Annotated in this window: 20 protein-coding genes; 9 read left to right on the top strand and 11 right to left on the bottom strand. The window is 71.9% G+C overall.

Features of this window, described 5'->3' with window-relative positions; translation table 11 throughout:
- Nucleotides 1-20 precede the first annotated feature (20 nt).
- Nucleotides 21-911 (bottom strand): alpha/beta fold hydrolase, encoded by an 891-nt coding sequence (locus tag ABZ370_RS39685; protein ID WP_358631954.1) that lies wholly within the window; start codon nt 909-911, stop codon nt 21-23.
- 265 nt (nt 912-1,176) lie between these two features.
- On the opposite strand from ABZ370_RS39685, the gene ABZ370_RS39680 reads away from it, so the two are divergent.
- The 6 genes from ABZ370_RS39680 (at nt 1,177) to ABZ370_RS39655 (ending at nt 7,290) form a co-directional block, all read left to right on the top strand.
- Entirely contained in the window at nt 1,177-1,995 is an 819-nt protein-coding gene (locus ABZ370_RS39680; RefSeq protein ID WP_358631951.1) for a response regulator transcription factor, read from the top strand.
- Nucleotides 1,996-2,018: 23 nt separating this feature from the next.
- On the top strand, nt 2,019-3,041 hold the full coding sequence (locus ABZ370_RS39675) for a LacI family DNA-binding transcriptional regulator (RefSeq protein ID WP_358631948.1): 1,023 nt from the start codon (nt 2,019-2,021) through the stop codon (nt 3,039-3,041).
- A gap of 127 nt (nt 3,042-3,168) precedes the next feature.
- Nucleotides 3,169-4,251 carry a trypsin-like peptidase domain-containing protein gene (locus ABZ370_RS39670; protein WP_358631945.1) on the top strand — a complete coding sequence of 361 codons (1,083 nt, stop codon included), beginning with the start codon at nt 3,169-3,171 and terminating at the stop codon, nt 4,249-4,251.
- 81 nt (nt 4,252-4,332) lie between these two features.
- Nucleotides 4,333-5,073: a response regulator transcription factor gene (locus ABZ370_RS39665; protein ID WP_358631942.1), complete on the top strand. Its 741-nt coding sequence runs from the start codon at nt 4,333-4,335 to the stop codon at nt 5,071-5,073.
- Nucleotides 5,070-6,488 carry a HAMP domain-containing sensor histidine kinase gene (locus ABZ370_RS39660; RefSeq protein ID WP_358631939.1) on the top strand — a complete coding sequence of 473 codons (1,419 nt, stop codon included), beginning with the start codon at nt 5,070-5,072 and terminating at the stop codon, nt 6,486-6,488. Before ABZ370_RS39665 ends, ABZ370_RS39660 begins: the two co-directional genes overlap by 4 nt.
- Before the next feature lie 76 nt (nt 6,489-6,564).
- Nucleotides 6,565-7,290, top strand: a complete 726-nt coding sequence (locus tag ABZ370_RS39655) for a response regulator transcription factor (RefSeq protein WP_358631936.1) — start codon at nt 6,565-6,567, stop codon at nt 7,288-7,290.
- Between the two features lie 62 nt (nt 7,291-7,352).
- On the opposite strand, the gene ABZ370_RS39650 is transcribed toward ABZ370_RS39655, so the two are convergent.
- The 5 genes from ABZ370_RS39650 to ABZ370_RS39630 all read right to left on the bottom strand — a co-directional run bounded on the left by ABZ370_RS39650 (nt 7,353) and on the right by ABZ370_RS39630 (nt 12,942).
- Nucleotides 7,353-9,314 (bottom strand): ABC transporter ATP-binding protein, encoded by a 1,962-nt coding sequence (locus ABZ370_RS39650; RefSeq protein ID WP_358632087.1) that lies wholly within the window; start codon nt 9,312-9,314, stop codon nt 7,353-7,355.
- A gap of 138 nt (nt 9,315-9,452) precedes the next feature.
- Complete coding sequence (locus tag ABZ370_RS39645) at nt 9,453-9,575, bottom strand: hypothetical protein (RefSeq protein ID WP_358631934.1); 123 nt, start codon at nt 9,573-9,575, stop codon at nt 9,453-9,455.
- A 323-nt stretch (nt 9,576-9,898) separates the two neighbouring features.
- Nucleotides 9,899-11,293, bottom strand: a complete 1,395-nt coding sequence (locus ABZ370_RS39640; protein WP_358631931.1) for an LmeA family phospholipid-binding protein — start codon at nt 11,291-11,293, stop codon at nt 9,899-9,901.
- Between the two features lie 118 nt (nt 11,294-11,411).
- A complete protein-coding gene (locus ABZ370_RS39635) occupies nt 11,412-11,672 on the bottom strand; it encodes an RNA-binding protein (protein WP_358631928.1) in 261 nt (86 codons plus the stop codon).
- Nucleotides 11,673-11,811: 139 nt separating this feature from the next.
- Nucleotides 11,812-12,942: an NADH:flavin oxidoreductase gene (locus ABZ370_RS39630; RefSeq protein ID WP_358631925.1), complete on the bottom strand. Its 1,131-nt coding sequence runs from the start codon at nt 12,940-12,942 to the stop codon at nt 11,812-11,814.
- 91 nt (nt 12,943-13,033) lie between these two features.
- Between ABZ370_RS39630 and ABZ370_RS39625 the strand changes: the two genes are divergently transcribed.
- Nucleotides 13,034-13,474 carry a MerR family transcriptional regulator gene (locus tag ABZ370_RS39625; RefSeq protein ID WP_358631922.1) on the top strand — a complete coding sequence of 147 codons (441 nt, stop codon included), beginning with the start codon at nt 13,034-13,036 and terminating at the stop codon, nt 13,472-13,474.
- On the opposite strand, the gene ABZ370_RS39620 is transcribed toward ABZ370_RS39625, so the two are convergent.
- Nucleotides 13,434-13,886 carry an Lrp/AsnC family transcriptional regulator gene (locus tag ABZ370_RS39620; RefSeq protein ID WP_358631919.1) on the bottom strand — a complete coding sequence of 151 codons (453 nt, stop codon included), beginning with the start codon at nt 13,884-13,886 and terminating at the stop codon, nt 13,434-13,436. The genes ABZ370_RS39625 and ABZ370_RS39620 overlap by 41 nt on opposite strands.
- Here ABZ370_RS39620 and ABZ370_RS39615 point away from each other — a divergent pair.
- On the top strand, nt 13,885-14,748 hold the full coding sequence (locus tag ABZ370_RS39615) for a thioesterase family protein (protein WP_358631916.1): 864 nt from the start codon (nt 13,885-13,887) through the stop codon (nt 14,746-14,748). The genes ABZ370_RS39620 and ABZ370_RS39615 overlap by 2 nt on opposite strands.
- Here the strand turns inward: ABZ370_RS39615 and ABZ370_RS39610 are convergent.
- The 3 genes from ABZ370_RS39610 to ABZ370_RS39600 are packed head-to-tail and all read right to left on the bottom strand — an operon-like array spanning nt 14,714 to nt 19,032.
- Entirely contained in the window at nt 14,714-15,196 is a 483-nt protein-coding gene (locus ABZ370_RS39610) for a GNAT family N-acetyltransferase (RefSeq protein ID WP_358631913.1), read from the bottom strand. The two genes, ABZ370_RS39615 and ABZ370_RS39610, sit on opposite strands and share 35 nt — an antisense overlap.
- Nucleotides 15,190-16,011 carry a class I SAM-dependent methyltransferase gene (locus ABZ370_RS39605; protein ID WP_358631910.1) on the bottom strand — a complete coding sequence of 274 codons (822 nt, stop codon included), beginning with the start codon at nt 16,009-16,011 and terminating at the stop codon, nt 15,190-15,192. The genes ABZ370_RS39610 and ABZ370_RS39605 overlap by 7 nt, the downstream gene beginning before the upstream one ends.
- Nucleotides 16,012-16,044: 33 nt before the next feature.
- Entirely contained in the window at nt 16,045-19,032 is a 2,988-nt protein-coding gene (locus tag ABZ370_RS39600) for an NACHT domain-containing protein (protein WP_358631907.1), read from the bottom strand.
- Between the two features lie 338 nt (nt 19,033-19,370).
- Between ABZ370_RS39600 and ABZ370_RS39595 the strand changes: the two genes are divergently transcribed.
- Nucleotides 19,371-19,988 carry a M23 family metallopeptidase gene (locus ABZ370_RS39595; protein ID WP_358631904.1) on the top strand — a complete coding sequence of 206 codons (618 nt, stop codon included), beginning with the start codon at nt 19,371-19,373 and terminating at the stop codon, nt 19,986-19,988.
- A 55-nt stretch (nt 19,989-20,043) separates the two neighbouring features.
- Here ABZ370_RS39595 and ABZ370_RS39590 read toward each other — a convergent pair whose 3' ends face one another.
- Nucleotides 20,044-20,631, bottom strand: a complete 588-nt coding sequence (locus tag ABZ370_RS39590; protein ID WP_358631901.1) for a helix-turn-helix domain-containing protein — start codon at nt 20,629-20,631, stop codon at nt 20,044-20,046.
- Nucleotides 20,632-20,691 lie beyond the last annotated feature (60 nt).

Below are 20,691 nucleotides of genomic sequence, written 5' to 3'. Positions count from 1 at the left end.
CGGGTCGGGGGCGGACCGGGTCAGGTGTGGGCGAGGGCCCATCCCGCGACCCGGTCCAGCAGCTCCGCCGGGGCCGCCGTCTCCGCGTGGCCGAAGCCCGGCTCGATCCACAGGTCCGTGGCCGCCCGGTCCGCCGCCGCCATCAGCATCCGCGGATGGTCCAGCGGGAAGTACGGGTCCCGGTCGCCGTGCACGATCAGCAGCGGCGTCGGCGCGATCAGGGGGACCGCCGCCACCGGAGGCAGTGGCTCCTGGTTCCAGCCGCGGGCGTCGATCCGGGTCCGCAGCCCGTAGCGGGAGACCAGCCGGCCGGTCGGCCGGGTGATCGCCCAGTGGACGCGGCGCATCGGGGCCGTCCCCCGGTAGTGCCAACGGGCGGGCGCGCTCACCGCGACCACCGCGTCCGCTCCCGCCGCGTGCGCCCCTGTGCGCCGTTCGCGCCCCTCGCGCCCCTCAATTTGGTCCGGCTGATCCGGCCTGTGCCGGCCGTACAGCGCCGCGTGGCGCAGCACCACCGAGCCGCCCATCGAGAAGCCGACCGTGATCACCCGCCGGTGGCCGAGGGCCCGGGCCCAGCGCGCCGCGGCCGCCAGGTCGAGGACCTCCCGGTCGCCGACGGTGGACCGCCCGCCGGACCGCCCGTGACCCCGGAACGAGAACGTGATCACGGCCGTACGCTGTGTGAAGGCCGACGCCACCCGGCGCAGCGCGGGCCGCTCCAGGGCGCCGGTGAACCCGTGCGCGACCACGATCACAGGGGCATCCGCGGATAGCCCCCCGGCTGCCCGGGAAGGCTCGTAACGGGCGTCGATCGGGACCCCGTCCTCGGCGAGCAGCGTGGCTCTCCGAGTGCCCGCGGCAGCCGGGGGAAGGAAACTACGAGCAGATTCAGCCTCTCCACCGGGTGTCATGTGGGTTATTCTGCTGGGTGAAGGACCTGGGCAACGTCGCCTCCGGGTCCTTTTGTGCTTTCAGGGGCACCGCGCGCGTTTGAGCGTGGCTGTGCGCGTATGCCCCCGGGGTGCGAGCAGACCGTACGAAGCAGTAGCCGCAGACTCCCCCGGGCCGAACAGCCCGGGCGGTACCCCTCTCGCAAGGGACCGAGGAGGAAACCGAGGCAATGGGCGAGCGAAGCGTGCACGATATCGAGATCACGGCCGGGGCGGGTGGTGGACGATGAGTTCCCTCCTGCTGCTGACCAACGCACTCCAGCCCTCGACGGAGGTGCTCCCCGCCCTCGGCCTGCTGCTGCACAGCGTGCGGGTCGCCCCCGCGGAGGGCCCGGCCCTGGTGGACACCCCCGGTGCCGACGTCATCCTGATCGACGGCCGCCGCGATCTGCCGCAGGTGCGCAGCCTGTGCCAGCTGCTGCGGTCGACCGGCCCCGGCTGTCCGCTGGTCCTGGTGGTGACCGAGGGCGGGCTCGCCGCCGTCACCGCCGACTGGGGCATCGACGATGTCCTGCTGGACACCGCGGGCCCGGCCGAGGTCGAGGCCCGGCTTCGGCTGGCCATGGGCCGCCAGCAGATCACCACGGACGACAGCCCGATGGAGATCCGCAACGGCGACCTGTCGGTGGACGAGGCCACCTACAGCGCCAAGCTCAAGGGGCGGGTGCTCGACCTCACCTTCAAGGAGTTCGAGCTGCTGAAGTACCTCGCCCAGCACCCTGGCCGGGTCTTCACCCGGGCGCAGCTGCTGCAGGAGGTCTGGGGCTACGACTACTTCGGCGGCACGCGCACGGTCGACGTCCACGTGCGGCGGCTGCGGGCCAAGCTGGGCCCGGAGCACGAGTCGCTGATCGGGACCGTCCGTAACGTGGGCTACCGCTTCGTCACACCGGAGAAGGTCGAGCGGGCCGAGCGGGCCGCCGAGGAGGCCCGGGCCAGGAACGCGGCCCGGGACGTCCGGCCCGGCCCGGCGGGCTCCGGCCCCTCCGGCGGAGGCGCGCGGTCCGCCGGTGAAGCGGCGCCCGCACGGCCGGTCATTACCTAGCTGGACCCGCGTAGACTTCGCGCGTGGCCAAGGTGACGCGTGATGATGTGGCAAGGCTGGCGGGAACCTCGACCGCGGTCGTCAGTTACGTCATCAATAACGGACCCAGGCCGGTCGCCCCGGCCACGCGCGAGCGGGTACTCGCCGCGATCAAGGAGCTGGGCTACCGGCCCGACCGGGTCGCCCAGGCGATGGCGAGCAGGCGTACCGACCTCATAGGGCTGATCGTTCCGGACGCCCGCCAGCCGTTCTTCGCCGAGATGGCGCACGCGGTCGAACAGGCCGCCGCCGAGCGCGGCAAGATGGTGCTGGTCGGCAACTCCGACTACCTGGACGAGCGCGAGGTGCACTATCTGCGCGCATTCCTGGGGATGCGGGTGTCCGGGCTGATCCTCATCAGCCAGGGCCCCAGCGAGAACGCCGCCGCCGAGATCGAGGCCTGGGAAGCCCGGGTGGTGCTGCTGCACGAGCGGCCCGAGGCGATCGACGACGTGGCCGTGGTGCTGGACGACGTCGGCGGCGCCCAGCTCGCGGTGCGCCATCTGCTGGAGCACGGCCACCCCTATGTGGCCTGCCTCGGCGGCACCGAGATAACCCCGACCGTCGGCGACCCGGTGACCGACCACGTCGAGGGGTGGCGCCGGGCGATGCGGGAGGCCGGGCGGTCCACGGAGGGGCGGCTGTTCCAGGCCCCGTACAACCGGTACGACGCCTATCAGGTCGCCCTCGGCCTGCTGGCCGGTCCTGACCGGCCCCCGGCCATCTTCTGCGCCACCGACGACCAGGCGTTCGGAGTGCTGCGCGCGGCGCGCGAGCTGCGCATCGAGGTCCCCGGCGAGCTGGCCGTCGCGGGCTTCGACGACGTCAAGGAGGCGGGTCTGACCGACCCGCCGCTGACCACGGTCGGCTCCGACCGCCCCGCGATGGCCCGCGCCGCGGTCGACCTGGTGCTGGAGGACGGGCCGCGGCTCGCGGCCTCGCGCCGGGAGCGGATGCGGCAGTTCCCGTCCGCGCTGGTGGTACGGCGCTCCTGCGGCTGCGCGTAGCGGCATTGCGCGGCGGCCTTCGCATAGCGCCTTCACGTAGCGCCCTTATGTCGGGCATACCGACTTCTGCCCTGGTTCTCAGCAGGCCCTCAGCTGGCTCTCATACTCGCGCCGCACAGTCATAGACATGACCGACAGCCCACGCCGTAGCGGCGACCACGAGTCCTATCCCTACGCGTACGGCGGCGCGGCGGCCTACCCGCCGCCGCCCACCCGTGAGCCGCGGACGCCGATGACGACCCCCTCCGGGGACACCACGGCGATACCGCACACCGGTGGCGACCGCCGCAAGCGGCGGGTCACCCGCTCGGCCGGGCTGATCGTCGCCGTGGCGGTCGTCTCGGCGCTGGTGGGCGGCGGTACGGCGACCCTGGTCGGGCAGGCCGCGGACAAGGGGGACACGACCGTCTCGGCCCCCGTCGTCAACGCCAACTCCAGCAGCGCCGGCAGCGGCGTCTCCGCCGTGGCGGCGGCCGTGAGCCCCAGCATCGTGGAGATCAGCGCGACGTCCGCCGACGGCCAGTCCACCGGCTCCGGCGTGGTCATCACCAGTGGCGGCGAGATCATCACCAACAACCACGTCGTCTCCGGCGCCGATTCGATCAAGGTGACGTTCAGCGACGGCAGCACGAAGCGCGCGTCGGTCACCGGCACCGACAGCAAGAAGGACCTGGCCCTGATCAAGGTCGCGGGCGCGAGCGGCCTCAAGGCCGCGTCCCTGGGCGACTCCGGTCAGGTCAAGGTCGGCGACCAGGTCGTGGCGATCGGCTCGCCCGAAGGGCTGACCGGCACCGTCACCAGCGGCATCGTCTCCGCGCTCAACCGCGACGTCACCGTCTCCACGGACGAGAGCCAGGGCCAGGGACAGGACCAGGGCCAGGGCGGTCAGGGCGGGCAGGGCGGCGGCCAGTGGCCCTTCGAGTTCGGCGGCGGCCGGTACAACGGCGACGTCGGCGACTCGACGACCACGTACAAGGCCATCCAGACCGATGCCTCGCTCAACCCCGGCAACTCCGGCGGTGCGCTGATCAACATGAGGGGCCAGATCATCGGGATCAACTCCGCGATGTACGCCTCGGCTTCCCAGTCGAGCGGCAGCAGCGCGGGCAGCGTGGGCCTCGGCTTCTCCATCCCCGTCAACACCGTCAAGTCCGACCTGGCCGCCCTGCGCGACGGCGGCAGCGACAGCGGCAGCAACAGCAACAGCTGACCCGCCCGCCGCGGGCCGGCGTGCGAGGCTGGCAGCACATCGCCCGTCCCCGCCCCGCCCACCGTTTAAGGAAACCGATCCATGAGCCCCGCCGACCACGGTGATCAGCCCGCCCGCATCCTGATCGTCGACGACGAGCCGGCCGTCCGCGAGGCGCTGCAGCGCAGCCTCGCCTTCGAGGGCTACGCGACCGAGACCGCCGTCGACGGAGTGGACGCCCTGGAGAAGGCCGGTACCTATGACCCCGAGCTGATCGTGCTCGACGTGCTGATGCCCCGTATGGACGGGCTCACCGCCGCCCGGCGGCTGCGTGCCACCGGCGTGACCGTGCCCGTCCTGATGCTCACCGCACGCGACACGGTCGGCGACCGGGTCACCGGCCTGGACGCGGGCGCGGACGACTACCTCGTCAAACCGTTCGAGCTGGACGAACTGCTGGCCCGTATCCGTGCCCTGCTGCGCCGCAGTTCGTACGCGGCCGCGGCGGGCGCGCCGGTCGCCGACGACGACACGATGTCCTTCGGCGACCTGCGGATGGACCTGGTGACCCGCGACGTCACCCGGGCCGGGCGGCGCGTCGAGCTGACCCGGACCGAATTCACCCTGCTGGAGATGTTCCTCGCGCATCCGCGCCAGGTCCTCACCCGCGAACAGATCCTGAAGGCCGTATGGGGCTTCGACTTCGAGCCGTCGTCCAACTCGCTGGACGTGTACGTGATGTATCTGCGCCGCAAGACCGAGGCGGCCGGGGAGCCGCGGCTGGTCCACACGGTGCGCGGCGTGGGCTACGTCCTGCGGCCCGCCGAGGGCGAGCCGTCGTGAGGTTCCGCGGACTCCCGCTGCGCTCGCGGCTGGCCCTGCTGACCGCGGTGGCGGTGGCGGTCGCGGTCGCGGCGTCGGCGTTCGCGTGCTGGCTGATCGTGCGCGAACAGCTCAGCGCACAGCTCGACTCGTCGCTGCGCAACGTCAAGGTCGACGAGCGCAATGTGGTGAGCATCCTGGACGCGTGCCAGAACCCCGGCGACGACGACGGCCACACCCCGCGGGCGCTGGGCTCGTACTCCGTGCAGATCGTGCTGCCCGACGGCAGCCGCTGCCCCCAGCCCGGGGCGACGAAGCTGCCGGTGAGCGCCGACGACGTGGAGGTCGCCACCGGGACGCGGCCGACCGCGCTGCACGACGTGACCGCCGAGGACGGCCGGGACATGCGGGTCTTCACCTACCGGCCGTCCGGCGGCCCGGACAGCCCGCTGCCGCGCGGTATCGCCGTGTCCATGGCCCGCCCGCTCAGCGAGGTCCAGGACCCGCTGAACACGCTCGCGCTCGTCCTCGCCCTCGTCGCGGGCATCGGCGTCGTCGGCGCCGGGGCGGCCGGGCTGTGGATCGCCCGGACCGGGCTGAAGCCGGTGGACCGGCTGACCCACGCCGTCGAGCATGTGGCCCGCACCGAGGACCTGGCCGTCCGCATCCCCGCCGAGGGCGACGACGAGATCGCCCGGCTGTCCCGGTCGTTCAACGCCATGACCGCCGCCCTCGCCTCCTCCCGCGACCGCCAGCAGCAGCTGATCGCCGACGCGGGGCACGAGCTGCGCACCCCGCTCACCTCGCTCCGTACGAACGTCGAACTGCTCGCCCGCAGCGACGAGACCGGCCGCGCCCTGCCTCCGGACGACCGCAAGGCGCTCATGAGCAGCGTCAAGGCGCAGATGACCGAGCTGGCGGCGCTCATCGGCGACCTCCAGGAGCTGTCCCGGCCGGACGCGCTGCCCGGCAGCGGGCCGCTCCAGGTGGTCGCGCTGCACGAGATCGCGGACACCGCCCTGCGGCGGGCCCGGCTGCGCGGCACCAGGCTCACCCTCGACGCCTCGATCGAGCCCTGGTACGTACGCGGCGAGGCGGCGGCCCTGGAACGGGCGCTGGTCAACCTGCTCGACAACGCCGTGAAATTCAGCCCTTCGGGTGGTGTCATCGATGTCGCGCTCAGAAAGGGGGAGTTGACGGTGCGGGACCATGGCCCCGGCATTCCCGCCGATGAACTCCCGCACGTCTTCGAGCGGTTCTGGCGCTCCCCGTCCGCCCGCGCCCTGCCCGGCTCCGGGCTCGGGCTGTCCATCGTCGCCCGTACCGTCCAGCAGTCCGGCGGCCAGGTGGGGCTGCGGCCCGCGCCCGGCGGCGGCACCGTCGCCTGGCTCCGCCTCCCCGGCGCCCCCACGGCCCCGCCCGAACTCGACGCCTGACCCTCCGCCGACGTTCTCAGCCTCCGTACACGCCGGACCCAGCGGACCCACAGCCTCGGGCACCAGGTTGGGCCCCATGCACGAGACTTCCCGGATCTTGGTCGTGGACGACGAGCCCTCGGTACGCGAAGCCATCGGCAGAGCCCTGCGGCGCGAGGGCTACGAGGTCGAGACGGCGGGGGACGGCCTCGCTGCGCTGCGCCGCGTCGACGAGGAGCCGCCCGACCTGGTGCTGCTCGACGTGGCGCTGCCCGGCCTGGACGGGCTGGCGGTGGTCCGCCGCGTCCGGGCCTCCGGACGCACCCTTCCGATCATGATGGTCACCGGGCGGGACTCCGTGGGCGACCGCATCGTCGGCCTCGACAACGGCGCCGACGACTACCTCACCAAGCCCTACGCGTGCGAAGAACTGCTGGCCCGGGTGCGCGCGCTGCTGCGCCGGGGCCGGGCGGCCGTGCCGTTGGGCGAGCCGCCCGTCCGTACCCCGCCCCCGGCGCCGGACGCCCGGCTCGCCTTCGACGACATGACCCTGGACACCCTCACCCGCCAGGTCACCCGCTCCGGCCGCCGACTCGACCTCACCAAGACCGAGTTCGCCCTGCTGAAGCTCTTCCTGTCCCGCCCCCGCCAGGTCCTCAGCCGCGCCGCGATCCTCCGCGACATCTGGGGCTTCGACTTCGAGCCGTCGTCCAACACGCTGGACGTGTACGTGATGTACCTCCGCCGCAAAACGGAGGCGGCCGGTGAACCGCGCGTGGTCCACACGGTCCGCGGCGTGGGCTACGTGCTCCGCGCGGACTGACGCCCCGGCCCCCGCGCCGGGCTCTGGGCGCGGGGGCCGGGTGGGAGAAAGCCCTCCGCACCTCAGACCGACGGGCCGAGCTGCACCGTGGGGTGCGAACCGGTGTCCGTCAGGGGGCTGTTCTGGGAGCCGTGGAGGCGGGCGTAGGCGCCGTTCAGGGCGAGCAGTTCGCGGTGGGTGCCGGTCTCCACGAGGCGGCCGTGGTCGAGGACGAGGATGCGGTCGGCGTCCGGGGCCAGGTTGAGGTCGTGGGTGATCATGATCGTCGTACGGCCCGACATCAGCCGCCGCAGCGGCCGCACCACGCGCCGCGCGGCCAGCGCGTCGAGGCCGGTGGTGGGCTCGTCCAGGACCAGTACGGGTGCGTTGCGCAGCATCGCCCGGGCGATCGCGATCCGCTGGAGCTGACCGCCCGACAGCTGGGCGGTGTGCGGGTCGATCCGGGTGTCGTATCCGTCCGGCAGGGCGCGGATGAACTCGTCCGCGGCCGCGTCCCGCGCCGCCCGGACGACGTCGTGGTCGCTCGCGTCCGGCCGTCCGCAGGCGATGTTCTCGCGGATCGTGTCGTGCAGGATCAGGGTCTCCTGCGGCAGCAGCGTCACGTGGTCGCGCAGGAAGGTGAGGGGTACGGCGTGCAGCGGCACCCCGTCCAGCCGTACGTAGCCCTCGCCCGGGTCGTAGAAGCGCAGCAGCAGCTTGGAGACGGTCGACTTGCCCGCCCCGCTCGCCCCCGTGATCAGGACGAACTCGCCCGGCCGCGCGGTCAGCGAGACCCCGGCCAGGGTCGGGCGCTCGGCGCCCGGGTACCGGAAGGCGACCCGGTCGAACTCCACCGTGCCGTGCACCCGCCACGGCGCGACGCCCGCCCCGGGCGCGGGATCGCGCACGGCGGGTTCGGCGTCGAGGATCTCCAGCAGTCGTTCGGCGCCCGCGGTCGCGGCGGTGAGGGTCAGGCCCAGCTGGCCGAGGTTGCGGATCGGCGGGTAGAGGTAGCCGAGGAAGGCGGCGAAGGCGAGCAGCTGGCCGATCGTCATCCGGTCCTGGGAGATCTCCCAGGCGCCCAGCCCGATGACGGCGAGCACGCACAGCGTCTCGATGACCTCGACCAGCTGCTCGTACAGCTCGCTCATCCGCGCCCCGGACACCGAGGCCCGCATCCACGCCCACGCCTCCCGCCGCAGCCGGTCCTCCTCGGCGGCCCTGCGGTTGTACGCCTGCGTCAGCACGACGTTGCTCAGCGACTCCTCGACCACGGAGGTGATGGCGCCGTCGGCGACCCGCTCCTCCCGGGCGACCGTCTTGATGCGGCTGGAGAAGCGCCGGGCGGCCAGCCAGAACAGCGGCGCGAGGACGAAGGTGGCCAGCGCCAGGTCCCAGCGCAGGGTGAAGGCGGCGACCGAGAAGAAGACGGTGCTGAAGATGGCCGATACGGTGCCCACCACCCCGGACACCACCATCTGCTCGATGGCGTCGATGTCCCCGGTGAGCCGCTCCAGCAGATCGCCCTGGCGGTGGCGGGAGAAGAAGTGCGGCGGCAGGTCCTGGACGTGCCCGAAGACCCGGGCCCGCAGCCGCATCACGAAGCGTTCGGCGGTCCAGACGGCGAGCGAGTTACCGGCGTAGCCGACGCCCGCGCCGAGGACGGCGACCGCGAGCCACTGCGCGGCGGGGCTCCAGAACGCGCTGAGCGACCCCTGCCGCAGGGCGTTGTCGGTGAGGTCGGAGAAGAGCAGGATCGCGGCGGTCTCGGCGAGCGCCGCGGCGACCACACAGGCGCAGATCAGCACGATCCAGCGGCGGTCGCCCTTGGTGAGCGGCCAGAACCGGCGGAACGCCAGCCGCGCCGGAAGCTGCGGAGCGGTCGGCTCCGCCTCGTGGCCGTCCTCGGCGGCGGGGACGTACACGTACTCCTCGGGCAGCGGCTGCACCGCCCGCTGATGGCGGCCGTACGGGCGGGGCCGCCCGGGGCGCCGGTGCCGGCCGCCGCCGGTGACGGGATCGGCCACGACCATGCGCAGCTGCATGGTGGCCTGGTCGTCATAAGAGGGCGGCGGCGGGGGCTGGGGCGGGGTTGAGGTCACGTGGGGTCTCCCGGGTCCGGAAACGGCCGAGGCGGGCCCGCGGCGCAGTTGCCGCGGGCCCGCCTTTCAGGGGGTGGTGGGTCAGCCACCGATGGGGCGACGGTGCTGCTTCTTCGGGGGCTTCGGGGCCGGCTTCGGGTGCTTCTTCTTGCCCGGCGCGGGCTTGCGGGCGGGCTTGACCGGGGCGATCTTCTTGAAGCTCATGATGTTTTCCTCTCGCGATTCCAGCGATTCTTTTTCTTTTGTCTGGGCCGTTCGGCTTCGACACGGAAAACATTAGGAGGGCTATCCGTGAGGGAGTTCGGACTCCGCTGTGCGTTTGCCCAGAGCCGTCTGACGGATTTCTCAGGAGATCCCTGGAACCGCCGTGTGCCCGCGCGCGTCCCTCGCGCGTACGGGCATACACGCGTACGGGCATGCGGAAGGGGCCGGTGGCGTGCTGCCACCGGCCCCTTCTGATGCCCGTACTGATCCCCGAAGAGCTGAAACGCTATTTGAGAATTCTCATGTCCCCAGCGTACGGCGCTTTATGGCCGCTTTCCGAAGCCCATCTGGCTGCCGGTCAGGTCGGCCACGATCCCGTCCGGCTTCACCCCGATGTTCTGGATCTTGATGCCCTTGGCCTTCTCCGGGAGCTGGAAGGAGAGCGACAGCTTCTCCGACAGCTCCGGCAGCTTGTACTTGGTCAGCGCGGCGGCCACCGTCGGGTCGATGCCGAGCTTCTTGATCAGCTCGGGGTGCTCGTTCGTCACGTCGACGAGGTTGACCTTCGTCAGCGACGGCACGAACTTCGGCGACTTGGTGATCTTGTCCAGCTGCCGGTCGTCCTGGCGCGCCCGCCCGGCCGGTTCGGGAGCGATCCCCAGTCGCTGCGCCACCGACGGCACCGCCAGCAGCGCCCTCGCCTTCGCGGTGTCGTCGCTGATCTGCTTGGCCGCCTTCGGGTGCAGCCGCAGCCCGGCGTTCTTGCCCGGCCGGTAGGTGGCGATCCCGGGGATCTCCAGCCGCATGCCGGTCACCTCGGTGGAGATCCCCCGGTCTCCCTGGCGCTGTATGTGGGCCATCGCGTGCAGCGACACATCCTGCCCGGCGACCGGCAGCTTGCCGTCCGCGCGCACCGAGTTGGGCCCGAACGCCCGGAACCGCACCTGCGAGGCGCCCAGTTCCCGGTCCAGGTCCTCGAAGGCGAGCAGGACGTCGCCCTTCATGCGGTCCACCACGGCGCCCTTGATGGACGTGGGCAGATCGGCGTTCAGCCGGATGCCCTGGGCCTTGACGTTCACCTTGGCGAGCGAGACGCGGTCGGCCGCCACATCGGGCACCGCCACGTCGACCTGCTGCAGCTTCTTGTCCATCACCTGGGTGAGGAACGGGAAGCCGTGGATGGTCACGTTGGGGGCCGTGGCCAGCTTGAGCTTCTTCTGCAGCGTGGCCTCGGCCTTGCGCTCCACGTACATGACGGCGACTCGGTCGGCCAGCACCGCGATCACCGCGAGCACCAGCACGCCGATGATCAGCTTCGCGGTGAGCGGCACCGCTTTGAAGCGCCCGCGCCCGCGCCGCCGGCCGCGCCGGGAGCGGCCGTGGTCGGGCGGCGACCACGGCTCGCCGTCGTTCCCGCCCGGGCCGTCCTTGCCGGTGCCGCCGGCGCCGCCGAGGTCGGCGGTGTCGTCGTCATCCGGCTTCAGCCCGAGGCCGAGCGGGTCGTCCGGGTCGTACGGATCGGCCAGCTGGCCGAGTTCCTCGTACGGGTTGTTGTACGGGGTGCCCGGCGCCGCGCGGTGCGCGTCGTCGTGCGCCTCGGGGCGCGAGCCGCTGTGCGAGCCGCCGTGCGGGCCTTGCGAGCCGTGCGACTCGCCGGGGTCCGAGCCGCTGTGAGGGTTTTGGGGACGAGGTGAAGATATGCGTGTGGGGGATCGCATCGACCAATACCACCACGCCACACTGCTCCGCCCGCAAGTCCTAGCGGCGATACGTGGCGAACGGCACGCTCACGCGGCGCTCGCCGCCGTGCCGTCCGCCGCCGTCGGCTCGCCCCGTTCACCGCCCGCCGCGTGAAACCGCCCGCGCTTCTGTGACGGTGACGGACCGTCCGTTCATCTCCTGGCCATCCAGCTGGGCCATGGCCTTCTCGGCCTCCATGTCCGCCATTTCCACGAATCCGAACCCGCGTGAGCGCCCGGTGTCCCGGTCGGTGATGACGGTCGCGTCCATCACCTCGCCGAACTGCCCGAACACCTTCTCCAGGTCGTCCTTCGTGGTCTGGTAACTGAGATTGCCCACATGCAGCCGCTTCGCCATGACCCGCTCTCCCTGCCTGATCCGGGACGCCGTCAAGGTGGCGCCAATCGGGTCAATCGTCGCAGCGAGGTGGAAAGCGGGCCATTGCGATACGGCCGAACCGGTGACCCGGGGCACTCCCCGGGTCACCGGCCGGGGCTCAGTGCAGGTTCTGGAGCTGGTCGGCGTTGAAGGGGATCAGCGCCTCGGTGTCCCCGGAGAGGACCTTCCGGACCCACTCCGGGTCGGCGATCAGGGCGCGGCCGATCGCGATGAGGTCGAACTCGTCCCGCTCCAGCCGGTCCAGCAGCTTCTCGATGCCCGCGACCCCGATCCGGGTCCCGCCCTGGAACGACGAGGGGTCGAACTGCTTGTCCAGGCCGACGGAGCCGACGCTGATGGTGGCCTTGCCGGTGAGCTTCTTGGTCCAGCCCGCGAGGTTCAGGTCGGAGTCCTCGAACTCCGGCACCCAGTACCGGCGGGTGGAGGAGTGGAAGGCGTCCACCCCGGCGTCCGCGAGCGGGGCGAGGACCGCCTCCAGCTCCTGCGGGGTGGCGGCGAGCCGCGCGTCGTAGTTGTTCGCCTTCCACTGCGAGGTGCGGAAGACGATCGGGAAGCCGGGGGAGACGGCCTTCCGGCAGGCGGCCACGATCTCGGCGGCGAACCGGGTACGGGCCACCGGGTCGCCGCCGTAGCCGTCGGTGCGGCGGTTGGTGCGCTCCCACAGGAACTCGTCGATCAGATAGCCGTGGGCGCCGTGCAGTTCGATGCCGTCGAAGCCGGTGCGCTCGGCGGCCGCCGCGGCGTCGGCGAAGGCGGCGATCACCGCGTCCAGGTCGTCCTGGGTCATGGCCCGGCCCGCCGGGTCGCCGTCCAGCCCGATGCCCGACGGGCCGACCGTCGGGGCCTCGGGGAACGGGCCCGAGCCCTCGGCGCGCGTCACCCCGACGTGCCAGAGCTGCGGCATGATGCGGCCGCCCGCGCGGTGCACCTCTTCCACCACGTTCTTCCAGCCCGTCAGCGCGTCCTCCCCGTGGAAGCGCGGCACCCGGTCGCTGTCCCCGGCCGCGTCGTGACCGACGTACGTACCCTCGGTGACGATCAGCCCGACCCCGCCGGCCGCCCGGCGCGCGTAGTACCGCGCCACGTCGTCACCGGGGACGCCGCCCGGCGAGAACTGGCGCGTCATCGGCGCCATGGCGACGCGGTTCGGCACGGTGAGCCCGCCCAGGGTGAACGGGCGGGACAGAATCTGGGCCGCGCGGTCGGCGGCGGCGCTGCTGGCAGACACGTGAATGCTCCTCGAAACAGGATGATGTTGCGCGGGAGCTAAGCTAAAACCTGACGTTGACGTCAGAGGCAAATATCGCTGGGAGGCACGGGTGCGCATCGGTGAAGTGGCCGCCAGGGCAGGGGTGAGCGTACGGGCGCTGCGCTACTACGAGGAGCAGGGCCTGCTCACCCCGGCGCGCAGCGCCAGCGGCCAGCGGCACTACCCGGAGAGCGCGGTCGACCGCGTCCATCTGATCCAGCAGATGTACGCGGCGGGACTGCCGAGCCGGACCATCGTGCGGCTGTTGCCGTGCGTCGACACCGGTGAGGCGACCCCGGCGATGCTGCAACTGCTGCTCGACGAGCGCGACCGTATCGACCGTCAGCTGGGCGAGCTGGCCGACGCCCGCGACCGCCTGGACACCGTCATCGCCTCCACGAAGGTGCGCTCCTGTGCGCACCAGCCGCCCGGGACCCAGCGGCCCGGGTCCCGGCGGCCCCGGCCCCGGCTCACAGGGGCAGCGGCCGGTCCACCACGACGTCCTTCATGACCAGGGTGGAGCTGAGGCGCTGCACGCCGGGGAGCGTGGCGAGGCGGTCGTCGTACAGCTCCTGAAAGGCCGGCAGATCGCGGGTGACGACGCGCAGCAGATAGTCCGGGTCGCCGAAGAGCCGCTGCGCCTGGAGGACGTGGGGGATCGCGGCGACGGCCTCCTCGAAGGCGGCGACGGTGTCGCGGGTCGCGTCGTGCATCGTGATGAAGACCAGGGCGTCGAAGGTGAGCCCGAGGGCGTGGGCGTCGAGGTGCGCGCGGTAGCCGCTGATCGCGCCGGAGCGCTCCAGGGCGCGCAGCCGCCGGTGACAGGGCGAGAGGCTGAGACGGACGCGCTCGGCCAGTTCGGTGACGGTGAGGCGCCCGTCCTTCTGTAGCTCGGCAAGAATTTTGCGGTCTACGTCATCCATGGGGAAGATCCTCCCTCACCTCTACGGTAGGACTCGTCAACCCCTGTCGAGGAGGACCCCGTTGGACAGCTACTTCGAGCGCACCGCCGAGCACCGCTACCGGCCCACCCACCATGTGAGCGGCGCGTGGGCCACCGACGAACAGCACTTCAGCCCGCTCGGCGGCCTGATCGTCCACGCCATCGACCGCCATCTGGCCGCGCGCCCGGACGGTCCGGGAAGCGGCATGGTCCTGAGCCGCGTCAGCTTCGACATCCTCGGGCGCCTCGCCCTCGACGAGTGCGAGATCCAGGTCGAGACCCTCCGGCCCGGCCGCACCATCGAACTGATCGAAGCCACCGTGCGCATAGCCGGTCGTCCGGTGGTCCGGGCCCGCGCCTGGCTCCTGACCACCCTCGACACCGGCGCCGTCGCGGGCGGCGGCGCCGAGCCCCTCACCCCGCCCGACGCGCTCGCGCCCTGGGCCATGTCCAGCCTCTGGCCCGGCGGGTTCATCGCCTCCCTGGACTCCCGGCCGGTCACCCCGCCGCGGCCGGGCCGCGCGACCGTCTGGGTTTCCACCGGGGTGGGCCTGGTCGCCGGAGAGGAGGCGAGCCCGCTGGCGTCCTACGTCGCCCTCGTGGACACCGCCAACGGCATCGCCGTCCGCCAGTCGCCCACCGCCTGGATGTTCCCCAACGTCGACCTGACCCTCCACCTCCACCGGCAGCCCGAAGGCCGCTGGACCGGCCTGGACACCACGGTCACCTTCGGCCCCACCGGCCAGGGCATCACCAGCACCGTCCTCCACGACCTGAACGGCCCCGTGGGCCACGCCCAACAGATCCTCACCGTCCGCCCCCAGCCGGACGAAGCGCCTTGACCATCACCCGCTCCCCGGTCACGCCGTCGAACCGCAGGTCCACAAACCCATGACGCCGGTAGAGGGCGAGGGCGGCCGCGTTGCCCGGGAGCACGGCGAGCGTGAGCGTCTCACCCCCCGACGCCCGCGCCCAGCCCTCGACCGCCCCGATCAGCCGGTCCCCCAGCCCGCTACCGCGCGCATCAGGGCCAACCCACACGGACCGCAGCTCCCGCACCCCGCCCTCCCCGGGCACCCCGCCTGCCACTCCGACGGCGCGGCCGTCCTCGACGCCGACGACGTGAAACGCCCCCGGCATCTCCAACCGGGCCCGCCACCGCTCCTCACCACCGCGATGCCAGTCCGCGAGCGTGGCCTTGAACGCATACGGCGCCTCCCCCAACGCGGCGAGCCGCACCTCCCGCCACAGCACCCAGTCCTCCGCCGTGAGCACCCGCAGGCTCACCACTTCGTCGCCCGGATCGAGTACATCAGCGGCACCCGGGGATGCCCTGCGGGGAAGCGGAAGGTGGGGTTCTCGGCGGGGCCGGTCCGCTCCAGTGCCGGATAGCGCGCGAAAAGCGTGGTGTCGTGCTCGTGCAGAAACTCGATCCGCAGCCCCGCTTGGGCGAGGGCGGTCACCACGTCGCCCAGGGGGTGCTGCCACTGCACGGAGACGGTGCGGGTGAGCGGCGGCCCGTCGGTGTACGTGTGCGGCTCGTCCCACGTCGCGCCCCGGTCGTCGAAGTAGTCCACCTCGACGCTCTTCCCGTCGTCCCCCAGCACCTCGGTGAACGGGTGGAACTCCGCCAGGTACAGCACCCCGCCGTCGTTCAGCAGCCCGGCCACGACGCGCGCCCAGCGCGGGACGTCGGGCAGCCAGCACAGCGCACCGGGCCCGGTGTACACGACGTCGAACCGTTCGCCGCCGAGCGCCGCGGCCGCGTCGTAGACGTCCGCCGCGACGAACCGCGCCCGGTCCTCGCCGAGCCCGACGTCCCGGGCCAGCCCGCGCGCGGTACGGATGGCCTCCTCGGAGAAGTCCAGCCCGGTGACGTGCCCAGCCCCACGGAGGGCCCAGGACAGCGTGTCCTGTCCCATGTGGCACGGCAGATGCACGAGCCGCTTACCCGCGACGTCCCCGACCTCGTCCAGCTCGAAGCGGCGCAGCGTGCAGGCGCCGGTGCGGAACCCCGGCAGATCGTAGAAGTCGCTGCCGGCATGGACCCGGACCCGGTCGTCCCAGTTCGCCCGGTTGTGGCGTAGCCAGTCGTCGTCGGTCATGGCCGGGACGGTAGTGGGTGCGCCCTTCGGCTCTCATCCGGTTTCCCCGTCGTCGAGCGGCCGGCCCTCGTTCACGGTGACGCCCGGGAGCGCGTCCGGGTTGGTTACCGGGGCGTCGACGACGGTGACCGTCTCCAGGTCGGGGAGTGTGGAGAGCGGGGCCAGGTCGACGGGGTGACCGGGTGTCGCGGCGAACGCCACGTTCAGGTGGCGGAGGCGGGGGCAGGTGGTGGCGAGCCAGGTGGTGTCGATGGTGTTTCCCCTGACGAAGAGGTCGAGCCAGGTGATCTCCGGGGGGAAGCCGAACCGCGTGGGCGGGTGCTCGCCGAAGCTGATCTTCAGTTGGTCGAGTGTGCGCAGCGTGGCCAGGCCTCGGGGGAACGGTTCGCCGCCGGGCGGGACGTAGACCAGGGTGCGGAGGGGGAGTCCGGAGAGCGGGGTCAGGTCGTGGGCTTCGGGGCATCCGTTCAGATACAGCGTTTCGAGGTGGGTGAGGTGGCTGAGGGCGCCGAGGTCGGCGACCGCCTCGTTTCCCTCCAGCCGCAGCCGGGTGACCTCCTCGCCGCGGAGGCGGTCCCTGAGGTCGTCCTCGCCGACGTGGCCGCGCAGGATCAGATGCGGGCGGGGCCCGGTGTCCTGGAGCAGGCGCAGGTGCTCCAGGGACTCGGCCACGAAGTACAGGCCCTCCCGGCCAAGGCGGAGGATGACCTCGGTGAAGTAGCGCTCGGTGTCGAACCGCCCCCAGCTGGACGCCAGCTGTGCGCGTACGGCGGTCGCGGGGTGGTCGGCGAATCGGGCCAGGTAGGGGATGGCCGCGTCCACGGGGATGCGTGAGGCCGTCACGACGCAGTACTCCGCTTGCTGGTCGGTCAGGCCTTGCGGAGGCGGGAGGAGTTCCAGGACGAGGGGGCCCACCGTGGCGAGTTCCCGGGCGCGCTGGACGTCCAGGGGCGGGATGAACCCCATGGCGTGCCGGGTGACCTGTTCCCGTATCTCCGGCTCCAGGTCCGGCGCGTGGTCGAGGCAGGCCATGGCCAGGAGGAACAGCCGCAGTGAGGACTGAGAGTTCTTGCTGCGGGCCAGGTCGAGCAGCTTGCCCAGCAGCTCGGCCCGTTCGCGCGGGCGCCCGTGCGCGACGGCCATGCGGATGACGTCTTCCCACTGCGAGTCGTGGGCGTTGTTCACGAGCAGGCCGACGTCCCACGCCTCCACCGCCGCCTTCGCGCCCAGGTAGTCCTGGAAGGTGCGGTGGACGAACTCCACGGTGCCCACCGACGGCTCCCGCAGCAGCCCGCTGCGCAGCAGCAGGTGGTTCAGGATGCGCGGGGCGTCGCCCAGGGCCTGCGCGGCCGGGACGGACGGCAGGGCCTCGGCGACGATGGTCTCCGCGCGGTCGCGGTCGAGTTCGGCCTCGCCGTTGCGGATCAGGTAGTACGCCAGCCGCTGGAGAAGCTGGATCTGCGGCTCCTCGTCGAGCTGGATGTCGCCGGGGGCGTAGACGTGGCGTTCGGTGTCGCGGCGGGTCAGGAGCATCGACAGCGCCGCGTCGTAGAGGGCCTTGCGGCCGGGCGGGAGGTAGCCCCGGCGGGCCCGGTGGAGGGCGCAGATGAGGCCGCACATCAGGGGGTTGGTGGCGAGCCCGCTGAGGTCCTGCTTCGTGCGGACGGCCGTGTGCAGGGCGGCCTGGTACGCGCCGAGGGCCGCGCGCTCGTCGTCGTCACGGCAGGTCTGGCGCGCCGCGTCGTGCCAGCGGTCGATGAACGCGGTCATGTCGTCGCGGCTCATGGGGGACAGCGCGAACTCGCTGAAGTCCTGCGCGGCCAGCCAGTCGTCGGCGACGGCGGAGGGGCGGGAGGTGACGAGCCACAGGTTGCCCGGGTAGGCGATCAGCAGGTCGGCCAGCCAGGCGCGGGTGCGTTCCCGGTCGCGTTCGGGGATCTCGTCGATGCCGTCGATGAGGAGCAGCCCGCGCCCGGCGGTGAGGACGCGGTCGGCCCAGCCGGTCGGCTGGGCGGCGTCCAGGGGGCTGTGGACGGAGGCCAGGAAGCGGGCGGGGGAGGGCAGGGCGTCCTGGCGGGCGATGGTGCGCAGCGGGAGGACGAAGGGGACGCGGCCGATCAGCTGCTCCAGCCCGCGCGGCGGTTCCTGCCGGGCGGCGGAGACGGCGAGCCACTGGACGAGGGTGGTCTTGCCGGAGCCCGCGACCCCGCGCAGCAGGACGCGCTCGTGGCCGGAGAGGGCCCGGTCGGCGGGGAGGGCGGCGAGCGGGGCGCCGCCCTCCCCGCCGAGGGGGCGTTCGTCGTCCTGGGAGACGGCCTCCAGGCTGAGGTACGCGGCGTCCAGGGGCCAGGTGGCCTCGGAGTGGCTGAGGTCGATGCCGACGATGGTCAGCGTGCCGTGTTTCTTGACCGTGTAGTCGGCGTACCGGCGCTCGAAGGCGGCGTCCTGCGCGGACTGGGACGGAAGCCGCTCGATCAGGATGTCGATCTTGGTTATCAGCTCGGTGAGCTGGCCGCTCTGCTCGACCAGGGTGCGGGCGACGAAGGTCGAGCGCTGGGTGAAGAAGTGCAGGATGTGCAGGCAGGCGGTGTCGAGGAGGTCGCGGTAGAGCCGGGACGCGTTCAGCGAGAGGTGGGCGTCGGGAAGCTCGGCCTTGTAGTGGAGATCCTTGGCCAGCACCCGGTGGCCGAACCGCACGGCCTGGACGTCGTCCATGGTCAGGTCGCCCAGCGAGTGCAGCGACCTGGCCAGCGCGTCGGTCAGCGGCTCGGCCTCGTCGGCGGGGATCGGCCGCTCGCCCGGACCCGCCCCCGCCATGGCCCGTTCGACGAGTTCGGCGGCGAGCTTGCGCAGGTCCTTGTCGGTCAGCGTGCGCTTCTCGCCCCGGAAGGAGACGAGCGAGGAGATACGGACCGGCCGGTCCACCAGCCCGGCGCCCGGCCCCTCCGGTACGAACAGCTTCTTGACCAGCGGCGCGACGGCGCTGGACGCGAGGCGCGCGCCGATGACTGCGGGATCCACGTCCCATTCCCCCTAGGTGTGGTGGCTCCTGGCCGGACAGCATAGCGGCGGGCCGGGACTTTGGTCCCGAAACGGACACCCGGAAGTCCTTGCGAAAGGAGCGCGGATCGCGCCGCACGGTGATATGCGGCACAGCGCTTCCGGGACCTACTACGGGATATAGGAATGGCGGCCGGGTCGATCAAAAGGCGAGGTCAGGGGCCGTGGAATTCCCTGGCGGAAAGGGTGCCGGAAGCGCGCGAACTACGGAAGTGCTTAGTAGTGGCGCATCTTGGCCATATCGCGCGAACCAGATACCAAGGGGCGTCGTCTTCCCGCATTCCCGGAGGTACTCCCCTATGGCCCCGCGCGCCACCACCCGCCGCTATTCGCATTCGCATTCGTCGTCCCTCCGGCGCGCCCGTGCCGCCGTGATCGCCGTGGGTGTGGGCGCTTCGCTCGTGCTCGGCGCCGGTGTGACGTTCGCCGCGGACGCGTCGGCCGCCCAGAGCCCGGCGGCCCAGAGCCCGGCGAAGACCGCCGAGGCCAAGAAGGCCGACTCGTGGGAGACCCCGGTCGCCAAGTACGTCCTGGGCGCCTCCTTCGGCCTGGCGGGCAACCTGTGGTCGCACAACCACAGCGGCCAGGACTTCGTGGTGCCCTCCGGCACCCCGGTGCGGGCCGCGCACACCGGTGTCGTGGTGAAGGCGGGCCCGAACGGCGGCGGCGACGGCCCGGCGTACGGCAACGCCATCGTGATCAAGCACGACGACAACACGTACTCGCAGTACGCGCACCTCTCCCGGATCGACGTGCGCATAGGCCAGAGCGTGACCACCGGCCAGCACATCGCGCTGTCCGGCGACACCGGCAACACGACCGGCCCGCATCTGCACTTCGAGATCCGTACGACGCCGAACTACGGCTCGGCCGTGGGACCGCTGACCTTCCTGCGGGCGCACGGCGTCAAGGTCTGACGCACGTCAAGGTCTGACACAGCGCCAAGGTCCGACCCGTATCCGCCGGGCGTCGTTACCGGCCGCCCAGGCGCTCCGCTGGCGCGTGCGCCTGGGTCAGAAGATCGAGGGCGACTTCGAGGACGGCTTGCCGCTTCTCCTCGGGGTCGCCCTCGATCGTCTGCATGACGAACAGCCCCGCGTGCATGCTGAACAGCGCGGTGGTGCAGCGGACCTGATCGGTCAGGCTGGCCTTGGGGTCACGGACGAGGGCGGACAGCGCGATCATGCGGTCCTTGAAGATCTGGCCGATGCTCAGCTCGCGCACCGTCGCCTGGTTCTCCTGCATGAAGCGCAGCAGCGGTTCGACGTGGGCCAGCGCGTCGCCGTAGCGGCGCAGCAGCTCCCGCTTGCTCTCCAGGGTGCGGGGCTGCCGCTCGCCCCAGGCGATCAGCTCGTCGAGGGGCCTGCTCAGGTCCTGGAAGAGGCTGAGGACGATGTCTTCCTTGGTCTTGAAGTGGTAGTAGAGCGCGGCCTTGGTGACGTCGAGGTTCTCGGCGATCTCGCGCAGCGAGGTCTTCTCGTAGCCCTGCTCGGCGAAGAGGGCCAGGGCCACGTCCTGGATGCGCTGACGGGTGTCGCCCCGGCGCGGTGCAGTGCCCAAGATGCTCTCCTGTGGGGGTGGGGCCAGCCCTCTGAGCAGGCCGAACAAAACTTACTTGAC

This window comes from Streptomyces sp. NPDC005962, from assembly GCF_040629205.1.
Lineage (GTDB): Bacteria > Actinomycetota > Actinomycetes > Streptomycetales > Streptomycetaceae > Streptomyces.
This window is presented reverse-complemented; position numbering and strand designations above follow the sequence as displayed.